14 protein-coding genes and 1 pseudogene are annotated in these 20,056 nt (G+C 66.7%); 4 read left to right on the top strand and 11 right to left on the bottom strand.

Features of this window, described 5'->3' with window-relative positions; translation table 11 throughout:
* From KY497_RS09395 to rfbA, 3 genes are all read right to left on the bottom strand, one after another.
* Positions 1 to 1,890 carry a rhamnan synthesis F family protein gene (locus KY497_RS09395; protein ID WP_219868920.1) on the bottom strand — a complete coding sequence of 630 codons (1,890 nt, stop codon included), beginning with the start codon at positions 1,888 to 1,890 and terminating at the stop codon, positions 1 to 3.
* The gene (locus KY497_RS09390) at positions 1,890 to 3,824 is read right to left on the bottom strand and encodes a rhamnan synthesis F family protein (protein ID WP_219868919.1); all 1,935 of its coding nucleotides are present in this window, start codon (positions 3,822 to 3,824) and stop codon (positions 1,890 to 1,892) included. The genes KY497_RS09395 and KY497_RS09390 overlap by 1 nt, the downstream gene beginning before the upstream one ends.
* 83 nt (positions 3,825 to 3,907) lie before the next feature.
* Positions 3,908 to 4,777: a glucose-1-phosphate thymidylyltransferase RfbA gene (rfbA, locus tag KY497_RS09385; RefSeq protein WP_141386624.1), complete on the bottom strand. Its 870-nt coding sequence runs from the start codon at positions 4,775 to 4,777 to the stop codon at positions 3,908 to 3,910.
* Positions 4,778 to 4,855: 78 nt separating this feature from the next.
* On the opposite strand from rfbA, the gene rfbB reads away from it, so the two are divergent.
* Positions 4,856 to 5,854 (top strand): dTDP-glucose 4,6-dehydratase, encoded by a 999-nt coding sequence (gene rfbB / locus KY497_RS09380; RefSeq protein ID WP_141386625.1) that lies wholly within the window; start codon positions 4,856 to 4,858, stop codon positions 5,852 to 5,854.
* On the top strand, positions 5,854 to 7,260 hold the full coding sequence (locus KY497_RS09375) for a bifunctional dTDP-4-dehydrorhamnose 3,5-epimerase family protein/NAD(P)-dependent oxidoreductase (RefSeq protein WP_141386626.1): 1,407 nt from the start codon (positions 5,854 to 5,856) through the stop codon (positions 7,258 to 7,260). Before rfbB ends, KY497_RS09375 begins: the two co-directional genes overlap by 1 nt.
* 61 nt (positions 7,261 to 7,321) lie before the next feature.
* Here KY497_RS09375 and KY497_RS09370 read toward each other — a convergent pair.
* From KY497_RS09370 to KY497_RS09355, 3 genes and pseudogenes are all read right to left on the bottom strand, one after another.
* A pseudogene (locus KY497_RS09370) lies at positions 7,322 to 8,422 on the bottom strand (acyltransferase family protein).
* 107 nt (positions 8,423 to 8,529) lie between these two features.
* Positions 8,530 to 11,241, bottom strand: a complete 2,712-nt coding sequence (locus tag KY497_RS09360; RefSeq protein WP_229778923.1) for a hypothetical protein — start codon at positions 11,239 to 11,241, stop codon at positions 8,530 to 8,532.
* Between the two features lie 257 nt (positions 11,242 to 11,498).
* Positions 11,499 to 12,572, bottom strand: coding sequence for a glycosyltransferase (locus KY497_RS09355; protein WP_219868917.1), 1,074 nt, complete (start codon positions 12,570 to 12,572; stop codon positions 11,499 to 11,501).
* A 122-nt stretch (positions 12,573 to 12,694) separates the two neighbouring features.
* Here KY497_RS09355 and KY497_RS09350 point away from each other — a divergent pair, with 122 nt between their 5' ends.
* Both KY497_RS09350 and KY497_RS09345 read left to right on the top strand, forming a co-directional pair.
* The gene (locus KY497_RS09350; protein WP_219868916.1) at positions 12,695 to 14,458 is read left to right on the top strand and encodes a DUF4012 domain-containing protein; all 1,764 of its coding nucleotides are present in this window, start codon (positions 12,695 to 12,697) and stop codon (positions 14,456 to 14,458) included.
* Between the two features lie 144 nt (positions 14,459 to 14,602).
* The gene (locus tag KY497_RS09345) at positions 14,603 to 15,187 is read left to right on the top strand and encodes a hypothetical protein (protein ID WP_055864321.1); all 585 of its coding nucleotides are present in this window, start codon (positions 14,603 to 14,605) and stop codon (positions 15,185 to 15,187) included.
* A gap of 210 nt (positions 15,188 to 15,397) precedes the next feature.
* Here KY497_RS09345 and KY497_RS09340 read toward each other — a convergent pair whose 3' ends face one another.
* The 5 genes from KY497_RS09340 to KY497_RS09320 all read right to left on the bottom strand — a co-directional run bounded on the left by KY497_RS09340 (position 15,398) and on the right by KY497_RS09320 (position 20,054).
* Positions 15,398 to 16,768: an LCP family protein gene (locus KY497_RS09340; RefSeq protein WP_229778921.1), complete on the bottom strand. Its 1,371-nt coding sequence runs from the start codon at positions 16,766 to 16,768 to the stop codon at positions 15,398 to 15,400.
* An 80-nt stretch (positions 16,769 to 16,848) separates the two neighbouring features.
* Positions 16,849 to 17,316, bottom strand: a complete 468-nt coding sequence (gene purE / locus KY497_RS09335) for a 5-(carboxyamino)imidazole ribonucleotide mutase (protein ID WP_219870329.1) — start codon at positions 17,314 to 17,316, stop codon at positions 16,849 to 16,851.
* A gap of 140 nt (positions 17,317 to 17,456) precedes the next feature.
* Positions 17,457 to 18,581, bottom strand: coding sequence for a 5-(carboxyamino)imidazole ribonucleotide synthase (locus KY497_RS09330; RefSeq protein ID WP_055873227.1), 1,125 nt, complete (start codon positions 18,579 to 18,581; stop codon positions 17,457 to 17,459).
* A gap of 112 nt (positions 18,582 to 18,693) precedes the next feature.
* The gene (locus KY497_RS09325; RefSeq protein ID WP_141386718.1) at positions 18,694 to 19,197 is read right to left on the bottom strand and encodes a PH domain-containing protein; all 504 of its coding nucleotides are present in this window, start codon (positions 19,195 to 19,197) and stop codon (positions 18,694 to 18,696) included.
* Between the two features lie 86 nt (positions 19,198 to 19,283).
* The gene (locus tag KY497_RS09320) at positions 19,284 to 20,054 is read right to left on the bottom strand and encodes a biotin--[acetyl-CoA-carboxylase] ligase (RefSeq protein WP_219868915.1); all 771 of its coding nucleotides are present in this window, start codon (positions 20,052 to 20,054) and stop codon (positions 19,284 to 19,286) included.
* Positions 20,055 to 20,056 lie beyond the last annotated feature (2 nt).

Raw genomic sequence — 20,056 nt, 5'->3', positions numbered from 1 at the left:
TCAGCGACGCCCGGGCAGCCGACGACGGATACCGCCGACGATGCGCTCACGGACGGCGCGGATTCGTGCGCCGGCACCGGGGTGGTTTCGCCGCATGTACATCCGGGCGAAATCGCGCAGCTTCCCCTCCCCCACATGTCCGATGCCTCGCAGGAAGGCGATCTGCTCGTACGTCCGTCCGGGGACGGTCGACGACATCTCGTCGAAGTTGAAGTCGAGCGTCGTGTAGCTCGCCGCGAAGTAGTCCGCGTTCGTGATGGTGCGGGTGTGGTAGCCGAGTTCGGCGGCTGCATAGCTGGGGACGCGCTCGAGCACGTGGGCGAGGCCACCGTCCTGATACGCCTCCGCGCCGCCGAAGTCCGAGTATGCCCAGGGCTGCTCGATCAACAACCGCAGCGCCTCGGGGCGAGCGATGAACATCGACCCGTACGGCGCGAGCGGAGAGATGTCGTCGAGCGGCACCATGATCCCCATCTGCGTCGCGAGCTTCTCGAATCCCGGCTTGTTCGCCCACCAGGCGCGCCCCATCGTCGGGTAGCCGATGTGCACCATGGGCGGGTAGACGATTCCGAGACCCGGTTCCTGTTGGAAGAGAGCGAGAACGTTGGCCGCGTAGCCCGGGCTCGCGAGCAGGTTCGCAAACTGCTGCTCCTTGAACGCACGGCCGACGTTGAAACCGTCCTGGGGCGTCTTCTTCGAGTGGAGCTTGACGACGAGGTCGTAGGCGCCATCGAGCAGAACGTCCTTGCACGCGACGAGGAACGCGCTCTGATCGCGTCCGTCGTTGGACGCGACGACACGGACGTCCACGGATCGGCCCTCGCGCGGCCGGGCGTCGATGATCGCTCGGATCTCGACAGCGCGCCCCTCGTCCTGCGTGGTGATGACGAGGTCGTAAGTCGTGGGGAGCATGTCGACGCGGTCGAGCATCTCATCCGTCATGTCGACGTAGAAGATGTGCAGGATCGCGACGATGCGGGGCGGACGAGACGGGTCAAACCCGTGATCGCGATCACCGAGCACGTTGTTCAATCCGAGATCGACGTTCAGATCTTTCGGAGGGACGTTCCGCGCCAGGTTCGAGTACATGTGCTCGACGGGGTATCCGTACGCCGCCATGTCCTCGGCTATCCATCGGCCGATCACTCCATGACGGTCCAGGTACGGCGGCCAGTGGAAGAAAGGACGACGCTTGACGAGCGGACAGCCCTCGGCGATCAGAAGGTCGGCATTGAACAGCGCGGGATGGCCGGTCGGGTACTTCTCCGCAGGGAATGCAGCTTCGGATACGAAACCGGCCTCGGAGAAGCGCTGCGTGAAAGTCACCTCGTGGTTGAGCACCGCGGCGTAGTAGTCATCCATGGCTGGCAGATCACGCCAGTAGTCGCGCCATGACTGGGACAGGAACATCCGCTTGCGCACCGCGATCCAGAAGGACTGCAGATGGTCCGGCACCAGGCCCTCGCCGGTTGCAGGGTTCTTCATCCGCACGTTGTCCGTCATGCCCCAGAAGTCCAGCTTCTGCGACGCCATGCGATCGAACACCGGCGCGTACGGGCGCACGGGCCCGAACCAGGTGTCGTTGGTGAGCACGAGCTCGTCGTAGTCGCCGATCTGATCGCCCAGGTGATCGATGCCGGCCTTGTGACCCCAGATGTCGAAGCCCTCGTTCGGACGCACCAGGATGTCGTCCGTCACGGCCTCAAGACGCTCCCGACCCTCCCCGCTCAGGGCTCCGTTAACCACGGCGAGGATGTGATCGGCGTCGTCGCGCATCTGCTCCAGGGCGTACACGACGTAGTCCTCGACGGCACCCCGCCGGTCGAACACGACGTAGATGACCGCGCGCTTGCTGTCGGGGGCCAGCCCCGACGGCTGATCGTTCATCATCACAGCATCTCTCCCTCGATCGGGTGCCCTCGTCGCAGCACCTTGCGGAGCGTGTGCATCCCGATGCGGGCGACCGCGACGAAGGGGCGCATGATCGGTGCGAGACGCGCAGAGGTCGCCGGATGGTTCAGACGCATGTACATGCGAGTCATCGCGACGATTCCACCGGCGCCGGCCCACCCCGCACGATGCAGCCATTGGATCTGCTCCAAGGGGTACCCGGGCGGGGTGATCGAGAGCTGGTCGAGCTTGTACGCGAGGTTCGCATAGGCGATCCCCGCGTGCTCCTGGTTGAGCACGGTGCGGCTGTGATAACCGAGCTCGCCCATCGCCAGCGGCATGAGGCGCTCCTGCACGCGCGCGAGGTCGGCGCCGTCGCGCTTAGAGACGGCGTAGTCCTCGTAGCTCAGTTCGTCCTCGAGCAGGAGCCGCAGCGCCTGCGGTCGACCGATCCACATACCGCCCATGGGCGCCAGCGGCGATGCCCCATCGAAGGGCACCTTGATGCCCAGACGCTCGCAGATCTCGAGAGCGGGCTCACGATAATGAGACCATCCGCGACCCGCCAACGAGTAGCCGATGTGCATCATCGGCGGGAACACCGCTCCCAGTCCCGGCTCTCTCTCGAAGAGGCCCAGGAGATTAGAGAACTGTCCGGGGCTGGAGATGAGGTTCTCGAGCTGGTACCGACGGAAGTAGCGAGCGATGTTCGCACCACGCTTGCGTGGAGCGCGGGAGTGGACCTTGACGACGAGGTCGTACCGATCGGACTCGAGGATGTCGCGGCAGCCGATGAAGAACGCACTCATGTCCCGCCCGTATTTGGCGGGAACCGTACGAATGTCGACGCTCGTGGCCTTCGCGAACTGCCGGTCATCGATCGCAGTGCGGATGAGCGCGGCCTTCTCGTCGTCACCTGTCGTGACGACGAGATCGAAGTCGACGGGGATCTGCTCGAGCCGGTTGAGGATGTGGTCCACGGTACGCGGATCGGTGCAGTGAGCGAGGACGGCGATTCGTCGATCGGGTGCGGGGGCGTGCTCGATCTCGTCGAGGACTTCGAGCATCCCGGCATCGGTGTTCAGCGTCTTGGGCTGCACATTCTTCGCGAGGTTGCTCCACATCAACTCGATCGGGTATCCGTAACCGGCGATGACGGCCGCCGTGCGGCGTCCGATCACCGCGTGCCTGTCTAGGAAGGGCGGGTAGTGGAAGAAGGGGCGCCGCTTGACAAGAGGACTTCCGTCGGCGAGCAGCAGATCGGCGTTGAAGAGCGAAGGGTGCTCGGTCGGATAGTCGGCCGACGCGAATGCGACCGAGGCCTTGTAGCCGCGCTGCTGGAAGTGCTTGGTGAACTCGATCTCGTGCTTGAGCACGGCATCGAAGTAGGACGGCATCTCGGGGAGATCGCGCCAGTACGCCATCCACTCCGGCGAAAGGAACATCTCTTTGCGCACCGCGATCCAGAACGACTGGAGGTGGTAGGGCAGCTCGCCCTCGTTGGTGAACTTGTTGAGCGGCTCCCACTCGTGGTCGGTCATCCCCCAGAAGTGCACCTCGCGGGCATTCATCTTCTCGAACACAGGCGAGTACGGACGCACAGGCCCGAACCAGGTGTCGTTCGTCAGCAGCACCTCATCGAACTCGGCGATGCGGTCGCCGATGTGCGCGAGCCCCTCTTTGTGCGCCCAGATGTCGAAACCCACATTCGGACGGACGAGGATGTCATCCGTGACGGTCTCGAGCAGTGCGCGACCGGCATCGTCCAGAGGACCGTTCACGACGGCAAGGATGTGCCCGGCGTCATCGCGCATGCCCTTCAGCGCGTAGCGGACGAACTCCTCGACCGTGCCTCGGCGGTCGTAGACAACGTAAATGACGAGGCGACGCCCTCCGTCCGGAAAAGTCGCAGGCTTCTGTCCCGCCGTCGTCATCTAATCCCTCCAGCCCCTCGCGAAGAGGGCACAACTCATGGCCACGCCAAGATCGACGTGTCATCGAACTCGGTCGAGCCTAGTCAGCGTCCCTGTGCGAGCGCCTTGAGCAGATACTCGCCGTAACCGCTCTTGCGGAGCGGCTCCGCACGCTCGCGCAGCTCGTCATCGGTGAGGAATCCCATTCGCCAAGCGACCTCCTCGGGGCAGCCGATCGAGAGGCCCTGGCGCTTCTCCACGGTGCGGATGAAATCGGTCGCCTCCGCGAGGGAGTCGAACGTGCCCGTGTCGAGCCATGCGGTGCCGCGGGTGAGGAGCTGCACCTTCAGCTTCCCGCGATCGAGATACTCGCGGTTGATGTCGGTGATCTCCAGCTCACCGCGCGGTGAGGGCTTGAGCGCCTTGGCGATCTCGATGACGTCGTTGTCATAGAAGTAGAGACCGGGCACGGCGTAGTTGCTCTTGGGCTGCGCAGGCTTCTCTTCGAGAGAGACGACCTTGCCCTCGCGGTCGAACTCGACGACGCCGTATGCCGTCGCGTCATCGACCCGATAGCCGAACACGACCCCGCCGTCGAGCTCCGTGTACTGGCGCAGCTGAGTTCCCATCCCCTGGCCGTAGAAGATGTTGTCTCCGAGCACGAGGGCCACGGACTCGTCGCCGATGTGCTCCTCGCCCAGGATGAAGGCCTGTGCGAGGCCATCCGGGGACGGCTGTGTCTTGTAGGTGATCGAGACCCCGAACTTCGACCCGTCACCCAGCAGCCGCTGGAACGACTCCGCATCATGGGGCGTCGTGATCATCAGGATGTCCCGGATGCCCGCCAGGATCAGGGTCGACAGCGGGTAGTAGATCATCGGCTTGTCGTACACCGGGACCAACTGCTTCGAGACGCCGAGGGTGATCGGGTGCAGCCGGGAGCCTGTGCCGCCGGCGAGAATGATGCCACGCATGATCTACAGTCTCCCTGATCGCGCTCACCTGAACAAACGCCCCGAATCCTGCGCACCCCACCCGGTACGCTAAAGCTCATGCAGAAATTGCTCGTCACCGGCGGCGCCGGCTTCATCGGTTCCAACTTCGTGCACCACGTCATCGACAACACCGATGCCCATGTCACGGTGCTCGACAAGCTCACGTATGCGGGGAACAGGGCATCGCTCGACGGCCTCCCCGACGACCGTCTGCGCTTCGTGGAAGGCGACATCGCCGATGCCGAGCTGGTGGACGGCCTCTTCGCCGATGTCGATTCGGTGGTCCACTATGCCGCCGAATCCCACAACGACAACTCCCTGCACGACCCGCGGCCCTTCCTCGACACCAACATCATCGGCACCTACACGCTGCTCGAGGCAGCCCGCCGTCACGATCGTCGCTTCCACCACATCTCGACCGACGAGGTCTACGGAGACCTCGAGCTCGACGACCCCGAGCGGTTCACCGAGCAGACGCCCTACAACCCCTCGTCTCCTTATTCCTCCACCAAGGCCGGCAGCGATCTGCTAGTGCGCGCCTGGGTGCGTTCGTTCGGCGTGCGGGCGACCATCTCGAACTGCTCGAACAACTACGGTCCGTATCAGCACGTGGAGAAGTTCATCCCGCGCCAGATCACGAACGTCATCCGCGGCATCCGGCCGAAGCTGTATGGCGCAGGCCAGAACGTGCGTGACTGGATCCACGCCGACGACCACTCCTCTGCCGTGCTCACCATCCTCGACAAGGGTGAGATCGGCGAGACCTACCTGATCGGTGCCGACGGCGAGAAGGACAACAAGTCCGTCGTCGAGCTCATCCTCACCGAGATGGGTCAGCCGGCGGACGCCTACGATCACGTCACGGATCGCGCCGGTCACGATCTGCGGTACGCGATCGATTCCACGAAGCTGCGCACCGAGCTGGGCTGGACCCCGGCCTTCGGCAACTTCGAGTCTGGGCTCGCCTCGACCATCGCCTGGTATCGCGACAATGAGGCCTGGTGGGCTCCGTCGAAGGACACCACCGAGTCCTTCTACGCGTCCAAGGGGCAGTGATGACGGAGTTCGGCAAGGCGCTCACGGTCACTGAGACGGCGATCCCGGGCCTGCTCATCGCAGATCTCCCGGTCCACGGCGACTCCCGCGGCTGGTTCAAGGAGAACTGGCAACGCGAGAAGATGATCGCGGCCGGCCTGCCGGACTTCGGCCCCGTGCAGAACAACATCTCCTTCAACGACGCGATCGGGACAACGCGCGGAATCCACGCGGAGCCCTGGGACAAGTGGGTCTCCGTGGCGACCGGCCGCATCTTCGGCGCCTGGGTGGATCTGCGTGAGGGCCGCTCCTTCGGCACCGTCTTCACGGCCGAGCTCGACCCCTCTCGCGCGATATTCGTGCCCCGCGGCGTCGGCAACTCGTATCAGACGCTCGAGGCCGATACCGCGTACGTGTACCTCGTCAACGACCACTGGTCAGCTGACGCGGAGTACTCATTCCTCAACCTCGCTGATGAGACCGCCGCGGTGAAGTGGCCGATTCCCCTCGCAGAGGTCGAGATCTCGCCGAAGGACCTTGCCCATCCTCGTCTCGCCGATGTGACGCCCATCCCCCCCAAGAAGACCCTCGTGGTGGGAGCGAACGGCCAGTTAGGTCGCGCTCTGCGTGACCTCCTGGGCGATTCGGCCGAGTACGAGTATGCCGGCCGCGACGAGTTGGATCTCACCCAGCCCTCCTTCCCCCTTTCCCATCGCTGGCGTGACTACGAGACGATCATCAACGCCGCCGCATATACGGCGGTCGACGCAGCGGAGACGCCGGAAGGCCGAGCAGATGCCTGGGCCGCCAACGTGACGGGCATTGCAGCCCTCGCGAAGGTAGCGGCGGCGAACGGCATCACGCTCGTGCACGTATCGAGCGACTACGTCTTCGACGGAACGAAGAACGGTGCGTACTCGGAGGACGACCCCCTCTGCCCGCTGGGTGTCTATGGCCAGACGAAGGCAGCCGGCGACGTTGCTGTGAGCACGGTACCCCGTCACTACATTATCCGGACGTCCTGGGTGATCGGCGAGGGGAACAACTTCGTGCGGACGATGGCGTCTCTCGCGGAGCGCGGCATCGATCCGAAGGTGGTCGACGACCAGGTCGGCCGCCTGACGTTCACCTCGGACATCGCCGCCGGCGTGGAGCATCTGCTGAAGACACGACCCGAGTATGGCGTCTACAACCTCACGGGCGCGGGAGAGCCGATGACCTGGGCGGAGATCGCCAAGTCCGCCTTCACCGCGACGGGTCACGATGCGGCCAGGGTGACGGGGGTCAGCACCGAGGCCTACTTCTCCGCTGCCACCGCCCCCGTGGCCCCGCGTCCGAAGAACAGCGTTCTCGACATCGACAAGATCGGTGCGACAGGATTCACGCCCTCCCCCATGATGGACTCGCTCGCGGCATACCTCGCATAGTCCCGGATCTTCTCCAGCGTCTCAGCGAGTCGTCCTCCCGAGGACCCCAGAACCCGCGCGACTAACCGTCCCTGCGCGACGCCTCAGGCAGCGCCAACTGGCGTGCCGACAGGGATGCACGCTCCCCGACTCGACGAGAGAATGCCGCGGCAGGCTCTTCGACGACTCGCGTGAACACCCACGCCACGACAAAGATCACGGGCAGCGCCACGACCATAGCGCGCATCGGGTGGGCAGGAACGAGGTGAATCGCGCCGAGGAGCAACGGCACGTGGATGAGGTAGAGGCTGAAGGATATCCGACCGAGGAATCGGAACACTCCCAGAGAGAAGAAACGGGAGAGCCCCGAGTCGCCGACCAGAGCGTAGACGAGGAGGACGGCTCCGGTGACGACGAACCCCTGGGAGAACGGGCGCAAGAATCCTTGAACATCCGCCGGTAGCGCGAGCCGGACGATGTCGGGGACCCCGATGAGGAGAATGCCCCCGACGAACCAGGCCCACGATGTGCGCCGGGACGCGTCGCGGCCGCGCGCCACGACGGTCGAGGCTAGCAGGCCTCCCGCGAGGAAGACGGGCCCATAGGCGAGCGCCTGGACGCCGACCACGGCCCCGATCCCGCTCGCAGCGCCGCCTACGAGGATCCACAGCCACTGCCTCCTCTTCACGCCTCGGACGAGGAGGACTGCGATCGGGAGCATCAGGGAGAACAGCAGCTCCCAGCGGAGGGTCCACAGAGGATTGTTCAGCTTCGGCGAACCGGTGATGAGGAAGAAGGAATCGACGACATCCGCTGCAGTCAACGTGGGAAAGCTGAAGGCCTGACTCCAGGAGCTGGCCACCTGCGCAGGATCCTGTCGCGTCGCGATGATCACAATGATGGCCAGGACCACAGCGGCCGCAGACGGTAGTCAGAGCCGCAGCAGACGCCGTGGGAAGTAGTTCCAGAGGTCCAACCCGCTACCGCGCAGCATGGGCAGCACGAGGACGAATCCACTCAGCACGAAGAAGACGATGACTGCTTCCGGCCCCATGACGAGGTATCGCAACGGCGTGTTCGCAATGAGGCCGACGACCGGAGAGGAGCTCGTCTCCCCGCTGAGCACGCGGAGGTACTCGTCGCTCAGGCTCGTCGCGAGCAGGAAATGGTAAACGACGACCATCACTGCCGCGACACCGCGCAACCCGTCCAAGGCGATGAAGCGCGACGAATTCTGCCCCGGAGCTGCGCGGACATTCGACAGGTCCGCAGCTCCGGGCTCCATCGCGCTCAGCCGACCACCACGTCTCTGCACCCGAGGAACGCGTGTCCGCCTGCTCCGTTGTTGATGGCGTAGGCACAGACGGTTTGCTTGCCCGCTGCCATCGGAATGCGCTCCCCGAACCCGTGCTTGGAACCTGACGCCGGATATGCGGCGCCCACGTCGTTACGAGTCTTGTCCGCCATGTAGGCCGTCCCGATCGCTCCGACGTATATGTGGACCGAGATGGGCTCCGAGGTGTCAGGATCGATTGCCCACCCGCTGACCGTCGCCGCGCCGACCTCGCCCGTGACGCCCTCGAGATTGCCGAACGGCGCGCGGCCGGGGTCGGGACCGGCGGGGGCCGGCACGTTCACCGAACGGCACCCCAGGAACGTGTGCCCGCCCGCTCCGTTGTTGATCGCGTAGACGCACACCTGGTGTGTTCCCGGCGACATCGCTATTCTCTCCGCGAAACCGTGTTTCGGTCCCGAAGCCGGATATGCCGCGCCCACGTCGTTGCGCACCTTGTCCGCCTTGTACGCCGCGCTGGAGTTGTCGACGTAGATGTGGATGGAGATGGGATCGGCGGTATCGGGGTCGATCGCCCAGCCCGAGACCTCGGCGCCCCCCGTGTATGCGGAGACTCCCTCGAACCCGCCGAAGGGTGCGCGTCCCGGATCCGCCGTCGGGGGTGCCGGGATCGTGACCGACTTGCATCCGAGGAAGTTGTGACCACCCGCACCGTTGTTGATGGCATAGACGCATACCTGATGCGTTCCCGGCGACATGGCGATCTTCTCGACGAACGCGTGGTTCGGACCATAGGCGGGATACGCAGCTCCGACGTCGCTACGCGGCTTGTTCGCCGTGTAGGCGGCGCTGGTGGAATCCACGTAGATGTGGACGGAGATCGGGTCGATGACGTCGGGGTCGATGGTCCACCCGCTGACCGTGGCTCCGCCCGACTCGACGGCCACACCCTCGAACACCCCCAACGGCGCTCGTCCGAGGTCGGGGCCCGCAGGGGCTGCGACCGTCACCGTTCGGCATCCGAGGAAGGTGTGGCCGCCCGCCCCGTTGTTGATCGCGTATGCGCAGATGTCGGTCTTTCCCACCGGCACGGTGAGTTTCTCGACGAATCCGTGCTTGTTGCCGTATCCGGGATACGCCGCGCCCACATCGGAACGATCCTTGTCGGCCGTATAGGCCTTGCCGACCGCGCCGACGTAGAGGTGGACTCCGATCGGAGCCGTGGTGTCGGGGTCGAGCGCCCAGCCGGAGGCGGTCGCGACAGTCCCGTCGACGGACACTCCCTCGAACCCTCCGATGGGAGGTCGACCGAGATCGACGGCGCCCGGGACGACGACGGTCTCGCACCGGAGCAGCACTGTCCCGCCCGCCCCCACGTTTATCGCATACGCGCACACGTCCTGGCGGCCCGGTGACGCATTGATCTTCGCGGAGAAGCCGTGGTTCTCGCCGTAACCCGGGAAGTGAGGGACGAGATCCGGGCGCTTCTTATCGGCGACGATGGCGGTGCCGACCGCCCCCACATAGATATGCACGGAGACGGGGTCGACGGTGTCGGGATCGACAGCCCAGCCTTCGACCTGCACGCCACCATCGACGACAGTGACCGAATCGAGGAGCCCCTGCGGAGGGCCGCTCTTCGCCTGTATCGTCTTGCAGAGGAAGAGCACATTGCCGCCCGAGCCGACGTTGATGCCGTACACGCAGATGTCCACCGGCCCTGCTCCTGTCGCCGCGACGCGGGCATCGAACCCGTGGTTGGGTCCGAGGTCCGGGTACGCGTTGCCGACATCAGCCCTGGGCCGGTCTGCCGTGATCGCTGTTCCGACGCCGCCGACATAGACGTGCACGCCGATGGGATCCCGAGTGTCGCGGTCTGCGGCCCAACCAGAGACCCGGAATTCTCCGGGGAGCGCCTCGATCAGCTCGATGTTCCCGAACGGGTTGTTCGCAGACGACTGCGTCGAGCCGAACCAGTCGGTGAAGTAGTTGTAGAAGTTGCGGTTGCCGTACGCGGAGCAGCGGTCACCGTCGCCGTGGCCGGCGCGAAGTGCCGCAGCGTTAGGCTGGTACGGCGTGTAGTAGTAGAGCGCCGAGGTCGCCTTGTTCGCGATGTAGACGGGGGAAGAGCCGCATCCCAGCTTCGGGTCCGGGTTGTAGAGGATGTTCCAAGTCTTGCCCGGCGCATACCACTGGAACCACTTGCCCTCCATGTAGATCTGCATCTGGCGAGCCGCCCCGTAGATCTGGTGGAAGAAGCCGATGTAGTTCGGGTCGCAGGGCGCATTGTCAGGGCACCCCTGCCCGAGGGCGATCCGGTAGCGCCAGGCGCTCGGCCACGTGTGGGTGACGAGGCTCTGCTCCTTCTGGAGCATCACGATCAGCACCTGGGGGTTGATGTTGCAGGCCTGTGAGACTCGATAGATGATGCGCGCCGCGGACTCGTTCGCAGCCCCCGAATACCCACTGCAGTACGCGTCTGCCGGACGGGTCACCGTGTTCATCGTGAAGTCCTTGATGCACACGATCGGCTCGCCGTTCTCGTCTCGGCCCCCCTGACACCGAGCCACCTTGCTGTTGAAGAACGCCTGGATCTGCGCCTCGGTCATCGTGCTCTTGTTCGTGAACACGGCGTCGCTGATGATGTTGCCGGCGTTGAATCCTGCCAGCGAGGTCTTGGCGATCCCGCTCGAGGCGGGGTCGGACATCATTCGAGACGTGCTCGAGCCGCTCGCGGAGACGGACGCGTTGGCGGCAGTGGCGGGGACCACCGTTCCGATGACAAGGGCGGAGACAGCGAGGAAACAGGTGAGGAGCCGGGGGAGCCTCATGTTGTTTCGCGAGCGTGGGGCACGTCGAGACATGTGACCAGTGTGACGGAAGTTGCGTGATGATGCCACTGTTACACGCTTTGCGCCACAACTTTTCGGCGTGTCGCGCGTATGCGCAGGTTGCTCTCAGCGAATCACAGGTCTGCGTGCAGGCCCCAGAGGCGTTCCGCAGAGCTCGCCCAGGAGAAGGCTCGTGACCGGTCGGAGGCGAGCACGCGGAGTCTGTCTGCCGCTCCACCGGTCGCCTCGGCGACCGCGTCGGCGATCGACTCGGCGGGGACCAGCATGCCCCCGTCGGCGATGACGTCCCGATGTGACCCACTGGAGACCGCCACGACGGGAACGCCGAGCACCATGGCCTCCACCGCGCGCCACGGCCAGCCTGCCACCGCATCCGTCGCGACATAGGCGGATGCGCCGTCTAGTACCGCTGCACGATCCTCGACGCTCAGTGCCCCCCGCACATGCGTGCGCCTCTCCGGCAGTCCTGCCGCCGCAGCGGCGTCGGCGTGACGAGGCTCCGCCCCTTCCGGCGCGTCGATGACCACCGCGTCGAGGCCGGCGGCCACCGCACCCCGGAAGCCGTCGGACAGACTCGAGACGGACCCGGTCAGAACCACGTACTCGTCGGGCAGCGAGAGAGCGCGGCGACGCTCGGACGCGTCACCGGGAGCGCGGAATCCCTGAGGCGGTGCACCGGCGATCACACGGAGACGGTCGCCGATCTTCGCGAGCTCGGACAGACGCTCCGCGACGGCGTGAGAGGGCACCACGACCGCGTCGGCATGCCTGACGGCGCGTCGGAGCATACCGCGCTGCCAGGCGACGCTGCCTTTGGAGAGCGTCTCCGGCGCTTCCCATGCGCGCAGATCCCACACCGTGACCGTGGTCTGGTCGTTGTCGTGCACGCGATCGTGGCGCACGAGCGGGGCCATGAGCGTCGGCGAATGGATCAGTCCCCCGCCGACACCGGGGACGATCCCGAGCTGCCAGGCGGCAGCGATTTCTCGGCGCCCCATGCCGAGGGTGCGGACGTCTCCGATCCCCGCCACAGGCACGGTCGCGCCCGCCGGAACGATGGCATCCACTGCGCACCCGGAGGGCGCCGTCGCGACCAGTCCTGCCGCGAGTCCCACCGCGGCGTCCGCATGATCGGCATCCACGACGCTCACGAGCTGATCCAGAACAACACGCAGCCGAGCACCCATGCCCACAGGCTATCTTCGCCGTGCCGCTCCCCCACGGAACGCGCCGACCGTGCCGCCCGAATGTCAGCGTTCGCACAGTTTTCCCCCACCACCACTGCAGCGGTTCGTGCTTGAATGCTCGGGTGAGCGATGGTCGACTTCCCGTCCGGCGCCGATGGATCGGGTGGACCGTCGGCGTTCTGCTCTCCCTTCTCCTGATCGCCATCGGCTGGGTCTGCATCCGTGGGATCGGCGCGGTGAACGACCTCCAGCAGGTGGCGAAAGGCGCCTCTCAGCTGAAGTCTTCGATCGCTGCGGGAGACCTCGAGGGCGCCAAGCCGCTCGCGAAGAGCATCGCGCACAACGCGGAGTCCGCTCGCAGCCTGACGTCCGACCCCGTGTGGCACGCGTTCGGTGCCCTGCCATGGATCGGACCGAACTTCAGCGCGGTGAGCGAGATCGCCGAGATCGCCGACGACGTGTCGGCCGACGCGCTCACGCCCCTCCTCGACGTGGCGGCGGACTTCGATCTGGCGAGCCTGGGCTTCGCCGGCGGGGCGATCGATCTGGCGCCGTTCGCAGAGATCGCCGGCCCGCTCGGCACGGCCGACACCGCGCTCAGCGCCGCGCAGCTGCACGCACGACGCATCGACGCCGACGCCACGCTCCCACCGCTCGCCGACGCCATCCGCACCATGCGCTCATCCGTCACCGAGGCCGCGACGGTCGTGGGTTCGCTCCATGGCGCGGCCGTTCTGCTGCCCACCATGCTCGGCGGCGAGGGACCGCGCAACTACGTACTCGCGATGCAGAACAACGCCGAGCTGCGCTCGTCGGGCGGCATCATCGGATCCATCGCCCTGTTGCACGCCGAGGGTGGCAGGATCACCCTCCAGAGCCAGGCGTCGACGCGGGACTTCCCCCCGCTCGACACCGCGCTGCCCCTCAGCGACTCGACGATCGCGCTCTTCGAGGACCGTCCCGGCCGCTATCTGCAGAACATCACGAGCATCCCCGACTTCAGCGAGGCAGGTGCTGCCATCGCCGCCCGCTGGGAGGGTCGATTCGGTGGGACCGTCGACGGCGTCATCGCCGTGGACGCCGTCGTCGCGAAGCATCTGATAGCGGCGACCGGAGACCTCACGTTCGGCCCGTTCACGGCGACGCCCGAGAACGTCACCGACATCCTGCTCTCAGAGATCTACGCCGCGGTTCCCGATCCCGCCGTGCAGGACGAGATCTTCGCGCAGGCCGCAGGAGCGCTCTTCGGCGCCGCGCTGTCCGGAGGAGACCCGCGCGCACTGATCGGAGCACTGGCGACGTCGGCGGAGGAGGGCCGCATCCGGATCTGGAGCGCCCATGACGACGAAGAGGCCGTGCTCGCCGGCTCTGCACTGGGGGGCACGATTCCCAACGACAGCGTCGACGCGACCTACGTAGGGGTGCTGATGAACGACACCACCGGCGGCAAGATGGACTTCTACACCCGCGCATCCATCTCGACATCGGTCGGGAGCTGCCAGGGGACCCCGACCACGCAGGTGCGGGTGACATGGACCAACACGGCCCCCGCCGACGCCGCCACCTCGTTGCCGCCCTACGTCACGGCGGGCGGCTTCTACGGCGTGCCTGCAGGCACAGTGCGCACGCTGATCGCCGTGTACGGCCCCGAGGGGGCGACGCCGTCGCACATCGACCGGGACGGCGCAGAAGAGGGCGTGCAGACGGCGATGATCGGCGACCGCTCGACTGTGCAGCACGAGGTCTCCCTCGCGCCGGGCGAATCGACGACGATCACGGTCGAGTTCCAGGGCACCGGTGCGGGAGAGCGACTCACGGAGGTGCGGCACACCCCGCTGATCCACACCCCCGACACGACACGGGAGCCGCTCCGATGCGCCTCGTGACATTCCCGGCTCGATAGGGTACTGTCGACTCACTGGGGAATATCTGGCGTCTGCCATCCTGCCGTGGGGGCGGGAAGACGCCACGCAGTTGGATGCAGGGGTGTGTCCAAAAGCGATTCCGCGTGAAATTTCTGGGGAGAAATCATGCTGAAGAAACTGGCTGTCATCAGCCTTGCCGCTGGCGCGCTCGTACTCGTCGCGCCCACTGTGGCCACCGCTGCGCCGACTGTACCGGCCGCGTCGTCCGACTCGTATCCGACGCCTCCCGGCGCCAAGGTCGGCGACCCGATCATCGACATCTGCGAAGTCTCGACGATCGTGTTCGGTCCGGGGTATTTCCTGGCATCCGAGAACGTCAACGTGTCGGTGTCCGGCTACAACGCCGGCAAGGCCGCCGTCTCCGGCAACATCGCCGGCGCCGACGGAAGCCTGACCCTCACGTTCCGTCCGCCGTCCGACGGTGAGGGCTCCTACGCCGTCGCCTTCAACGGCTCGCGTTCGTACACCGCCACGATCACGGTTTCGCACGGCCACGATGCGGCCACCAGCTGCGACCACGATCCCGGGGTTGCGACCGCGGGTTCGGAGCTGCCGCTCACCGGTGGCGGCATCGAGCTGGCCCTCACCGGCGGAAGCGTGTCGCCCTGGGTCCTCGGCGGCGGAGCAGCAGCTCTGGTCGCCGGTGGAGCCCTCGTCGCGGTGGGAGCATCGCGCCGCAAGCGCGCCTAGGTCCGGCTGCCGCTTCGTGCAGTGGTCGACTGGACGACGGTGATCCCTCCCCCTCCGATCACCGTCGTCTGGTGCATCCGGTGGAATCCACCGGAAGCCCACGGTCGTTCTCCTTCGGGAGACGGCCGTGGGCTTTGTCGTTCATGGCGTCGGCACAGAGGGGCGCGCATGGGGTGCCGAGCGGGTAGCTCGACCCTCAGGCGGCCGTGATCACGGCTCGGGCGTCGGCGTCTCCGTCGGCGGATGCAGCTTCTGCTGGATCAAGTCGTGGATGAAGGCGTAGTCGGGCTGGTGCTCGTCCACGCCGGCGTCGGGGGTGAGCTCGATCGACGTGACCGGCTGCTCCTTCGCCTTGAGCATCAGGTCGAAGAACTCCGGCAGTTTTTCCGACGGGAGATCCGTGCTGATCAGGGCCGTCCCGGCCGCTGCCACCTCGTTGAAACGGGTGAGGACGGTCTGCGGCGTGAACTGGGCGAGGATGGCAGCCTGCAGCTCCCGCTGACGCTTCATCCGGTCCCAGTCACTGGTCGTGTAGCGCGAACGGGCGTACCACTGCGCCGTGTCGCCGTCCATGCGCTGCGTTCCCGGTTCGATCCAGCCGATAGCCCACTCGTTCACGTCGGTGCCCGTCCACCCCTCGGGCGGACCGCCCTTGGGCAGCCGCTCCGTGACGTCGATCTCGACACCACCCAGTGCATCGACGAGCTCAGCGAAGCCGTGCATGTCGACGAACACGTAGTACGGGATCTCGATCCCGAGTACGCCTTCGGCCGCATCCTTCGTCGCCTCGATACCCGGTTCCGACCCGTTGGCCACGGCGTCGGGGTAGAGACCGGCGCCGGCGTCTTCCCGGCAGACCTCGGCGGCGTTGCGCACGTGGTTCATCCATCCGTTCCAGCCGCAGGTAGAGGAGCCGTGGCCCTCGAACCCCTCCGGATACAGCTCCTGCATCGGGCTGCCGTCGCTGAACGGCGCGTTGGGGAGCTCTCGGGGGATGCCGGTGATCGTCACGGCACCGGTGTCGGCGTTCACCGAGACCACCGAGATGCTGTCGAACCTCATGGAGTCGCGGCCGTCGCCGCTGTCGGCTCCGAGGAGGAGGATGTTGTAGTAGCCGTCGCTGGGCTGCACACTGGGACCGCTCTGTCCGAAGATCGAGCCGATGGTGTTGCGCACCGATCCGACGGCGGTGGCTGCGTATCCCGCCCCGCCGCCGACAAGTCCCAGCAGCACCAGCGCCACGACGGGGATGGCGAGTCGGGAGACTCCTGGCACCTTCACAAGGCGCACCAGGCGCAGAGTGTCGAACGTGAGCACCACCCAGAGCACGACGTATCCCACCAGCAGCACCTGAACGATCGTCAGCACGGCGGCCGAGAAGAAACCGCCGCCGATCGTGAGCCACAGCAGGACAGGGCGTGCGAAGAGCGCGAGTCCGAGAGCGACGATCGCGAGCACCCAGGAGACCAGTGTGGCGCCGAGCCCGAAACGGCCGAGGCGGCGGTTGCCGGCGAGGACCTGGGCGGAACCCGGCACCAGAAGGTTCACGGCGACCAGCCACCACCCGCGTTTGGTCATCATCCCCGAATCGGCGGAGTCCGGGTGCCGCAGCGGCCGGGTCTCGATCAGCGGGCGCCGTGTTGCGCGCGGAGGCGCAAGAGTCACAGGGAGGCCTTCAGCCGTTCGTTCTTCTCCTCGACCTGCGCCTCGAGATCGCGCGCGTACTCCTCGACGCGGTCAGCGAGAGCGGCGTCGGCCGTTCCGAGGATCCGTGCGGCGAGCAGACCCGCATTGCGAGCGCCGCCGATGGAGACCGTCGCGACCGGGATGCCGGCGGGCATCTGCACGATGGACAGCAGGGAGTCCATGCCCTCGAGATACGCGAGAGGCACAGGGACACCCACCACGGGGAGCGGAGTCATCGAGGCGAGCATTCCCGGAAGGTGGGCTGCTCCCCCGGCGCCGGCGATGATGACGCGGATGCCGCGCGAGCGCGCTTCTCGCGCATACGACATGAGCTTGTCCGGGGTGCGGTGTGCGGATACCACCTCGACCTCGTGCGGGATGCCGAAGTCCGTGAGCGCCTGGGACGCGTCGCTCATCACACGCCAGTCGGAGTCGGATCCCATCACGACGCCGACCAGAGGCTCGGCGGAAGAGTGCAGTGGCTCGGTCACCAGATCAGGGTACGGTCTGCCGCTGTGAGATTCCCCGAACGGCACGCCTCTTGCCCCGCATGTGTCGGCGAAGAGGCGATGCGGGCTGCGGATCAGTCGAAGTGTGCGGCGACGGCCCTGGCGACGTAGACCGCGTCGTCGAGGTCGTCGTCGGCGACATTCACGTGTCCGACCTTGCGGCCCGGCCTCGGCGCCTTCCCGTAGGTGTGGATCTTCGCCTGCGGGTGCTCGGCCATCGCCGCGCCGAAACGCTCGTCGAGCGTCCCCTCGACGGGTCCGCCGAGGATGTTGACCATCACGGACCACGCGGCTCGCGGCGCGGTGCTCCCGAGAGGAAGATCGGCGACGGCACGCAGGTGCTGTTCGAACTGGCCGGTGACGGCGCCGTCCTGGCTCCAGTGCCCGCTGTTGTGCGGCCGCATGGCGAGCTCGTTCACGAGGATGCGCTCATCGTCGGTCTCGAACAGCTCGACCGCGAGCATCCCGGTCACGCCGAGCCCTTCGGCGATGGTGCGGCCGATCGCCTCCGCGACCTCGGTCAGGCGCTCGGCGGCGGCGGGGGCCGGAGCGATGACCTCGGCGCACACGCCGTCACGCTGAACGGTCTCCACCACGGGATAGGCGACAATCTCACCGCCCGCTCGACGGGCGACCTGCTGCGCGAGCTCGCGCACGAACGGGACGAGCTCCTCGACGAGAAGCGCCTCCCCCTCGGCGAGCGCTTCCAGCCAGTCCTGCGCATCCCGTGCTGCACGGACCACGCGCACGCCCTTGCCGTCGTAGCCTCCGCGCGGAGTCTTCACCACTCCTGCTCCTGCGTGCTCGTCGAGGAACGCCTGCAGCTCGGTCGTGGTGCGCACAGCCGCCCAGTCGGGCTGGGGCACTCCGAGTTCCGCGAGACGCGCGCGCATCACGAGCTTGTCCTGCGCGTACTGGAGGGCGTCCGGCCCCGGGTGCACGACGACGCCGTCTGCGACGAGCTGACGGAGAACGTCCTGCGGCACGTGCTCGTGGTCGAAGGTCACGACATCGACGTCGGCCGCGAAGGCGCGCACGGTCTCCAGATCCCGGTAGTCGCCGACCGCGGTGGCCGCGAGTCCGGCGGACATCCCTTCACCCTCGGCGAGCACTCGCAGTTCGAGCCCGAGTTCGACCGCCGGAGCGATCATCATCCGGGCCAGCTGTCCTCCGCCGATCACGCCAACACGCAGCGCCATGTGCCGCCTCCATTCGTCTGCCCCCATTCTCCCGCACCGATGCGGGCATGCACGACAGATTGCGGATCGACGGCACGGATGACCGCGCTCGGCCGCCTGAACGCCGCCGGATTCAGTCGCCGACGGCCTGCGCGTCGCGGTGCGCGAGAATCTGCCCGACCTCGATCTGGTCGGCGAGGGTCTCATGCACGAGGGTCACGTTCGGGACGTTCGCCAACCGCAGCGGCGTGTCGACGCCGTTCGACAGCGTGATCGTGCCCGAGCCCCACATCCGCTGCAGCGGACCGCGGCGGACGGCGATGGTGTAGCCCCGGGCATGGGACATCTCGTGACGCCGACGGGAACCGATCCCCTGGCGGGCGATGACCCTCCTGGTCGTGACGGTGGTGCTCCGCGAGTACCAGATGACGAACGGCAGCACGACGGCCAGCAGCACCAGACCCCCGGCGGCGGTGAGGAGCATCCAGTCCTCGATACCCTCCGGCAGATTGCCGAAGAAGTACCCCGTCGCCCCGAAAGTCGCGATGAGCACGAGTGCCGACCAGAACAGGCGACGTGCGTGGCTCCGGAAGCGCGCGATCAGCAGCTCCTCCGAAGGCGTACCGGGCGGCGGCATCAGGGGCCTCCCGCCGAGCGTCACAGGCTGGGTCACCCCACCATTGTGCCCGTGATCTGCGACAAAGCCGTCTGTGCGGCGGCGTGTCAGGTTCCGGCCGGTCGCACGTGCACGACGTCGCCGGCGGAGATCGGGTTCTCGCGACCATCCGATTCGACCAGAAGACGGCCCTCCGCATCGATCGCCGTGGCCACCCCGTCGAGGGAGCGGCCGGCCGGCAGAGACACGCTTACCCTCAGCCCGAGCGTCGCGCAGCGGGCGGACACGACACCGTGCAGGCCGCTCACGACGGCGTCTCCAGAGGCGGTCAGCGCCGACAGGTGCCCGTCGAGCTTCTCGAGGTAGGCGGACAGCAACCGGTCCTCGTCCACGACGACGCCGAGGGATGCGAACGACGTCGCCGTCGGCACAGGGAGCTGCTCGATCGTCATGGCCGTGTTGACGCCCGCCCCGACGATCACCGCCGCCGTCGTCGCCTCCGCGAGGATGCCGCAGATCTTCCGCCCGTCGACGAGAACATCATTCGGCCACTTCACGGCGACGTCATGTCCGACGAGCTGCTCAGCGATCGCCTCCGTCATCGCCGCACCAGCGGCGAGCGGGATCCATCCCCGCGCGGCCGGATCGGCCGGAATCGTGCGCAGCAGCACCGAGATCGCGAGAGCGGAATCCGCCGGCGCGACCCACGTGCGATCGAGGCGACCACGTCCGGCCGTCTGGTTGCGCGTGACCAGGGTCGCCAGGTGCGGCCAGCCCTCGGCGTCAGCCGCTTTCGCCCGCAGGTCGGCATTCGTCGAACCGGTGTCCGCCACCAGCTCGAGGCGAGGCACGATCGCCCTCGCGAGCGGGAAGTCCATCC

This window comes from Microbacterium sp. PAMC22086, assembly GCF_019443525.1.
GTDB classification, from domain to species: domain Bacteria; phylum Actinomycetota; class Actinomycetes; order Actinomycetales; family Microbacteriaceae; genus Microbacterium; species Microbacterium maritypicum.
Note: the sequence above shows the minus strand (reverse complement) of the source record. Positions and strands in the feature narration are given on the sequence as shown.